This is a genomic window from Actinomadura macra NBRC 14102, assembly GCF_001552215.1.
Lineage (GTDB): Bacteria > Actinomycetota > Actinomycetes > Streptosporangiales > Streptosporangiaceae > Spirillospora > Spirillospora macra.
On the sequence record NZ_BCQT01000051.1, the window covers coordinates 1 to 1,220 of the forward strand.

At 66.0% G+C, this 1,220-nt stretch carries 1 protein-coding gene; it reads left to right on the forward strand.

Annotation, left to right across the window (positions count from 1 at the left end; translation table 11 throughout):
* Positions 1-27: 27 nt before the first annotated feature.
* Positions 28-1,220: acyltransferase domain-containing protein (locus AMA02S_RS39680; RefSeq protein WP_218005297.1), on the forward strand; the 1,193-nt coding region annotated here is incomplete at its 3' end.

A 1,220-nucleotide genomic window follows, 5' to 3' on the forward strand; every position in this document is an offset into this window, starting at 1 on the left:
ACCGCGGCTGAGGTGGGGTGGTCGTTGGTGTCGACGCGTTCGGTGTTTGAGCATCGTGCGGTGGTGGTGGGTGATCGTGAGGGGTTGGGTGTGGGTGTGGGTGTGGGTGTGTTGGGTTCGGGTGGTGGGGTTGGGGGGTTGGTGTCGGGTCGTGTGGTGGGTGCGGGTGCGGGTGTGGTGTTGGTGTTTCCGGGTCAGGGGTCGCAGTGGGTGGGGATGGGTGCGGGGTTGTTGGGGTCTTCGCCGGTGTTTGCGGCGCGGGTTTCTGAGTGTGAGCGGGCGCTTGCTCCTTATGTCGATTGGTCGTTGACCGATGTGTTGTGTGGTGTTGGGGGTGCGGCTGATTTGGGTCGGGTGGATGTGGTGCAGCCGGTGTTGTGGGCGGTGATGGTGTCGTTGGCTGCGGTGTGGGCGCAGAACGGTGTTGAGCCGGTTGCGGTGGTTGGTCATAGTCAGGGTGAGTTGGCGGCGGCGTGTGTGGCGGGTGCGTTGTCGTTGGAGGATGCGGCGCGGGTGGTGGCGGTGCGGAGTAGGGCGTTGCGGCGGTTGTCGGGTTTGGGGGCGATGGCGTCGTTGGGGGTGGGTGTGGGGGAGGCTGCGCGGTTGGTGGAGGGGGTTGGGGGTGTGGTGGTGGCGGCGGTGAATGGGCCGTCGTCGACGGTGGTGTCGGGGCCGCCGGATGGGGTGCGGTCGGTGGTGGCTGGTGTGCGGGGGGCGGGGTTGCGGGCGCGGTTGGTGGATGTGGATTACGCCTCGCATGGCCCGCAGGTCGATGAGATCACTGGTGAGTTGCTGCGGGATCTGGCCGGGGTAACACCGGTGCGCAGTGAGGTGGCGTTTTTTTCGACGGTTTCTGGTGGCCGTTTTGATGTTGCTGGTTTGGATGCGGGGTATTGGGTGAGCAATCTTCGCGAGCCGGTTCGGTTTGCGGATGCGATCGAGGCCCTGCTGGCCGAGGGGCACCGGGTGTTCATTGAGGCCAGCCCACACCCGGTGCTCACGGTCGGCATGAGTGAGTGTTTCGAGCGGGCTGGGGTGGCGGCGGCTGCGGTGGCGACGTTGCGGCGTGGTGAGGGTGATCTGACTCGGGTCGCGTTGTCGCTTGGTGAGGCGTTTGTGGCTGGGGCTGGTGTGGATTGGAGGGGTTGGTTTCCCGCCGATCCTCGTCCCGCGAGGGTGGATCTTCCCACCTACGCCTTCCAACGCGAACGCTTCTGGCT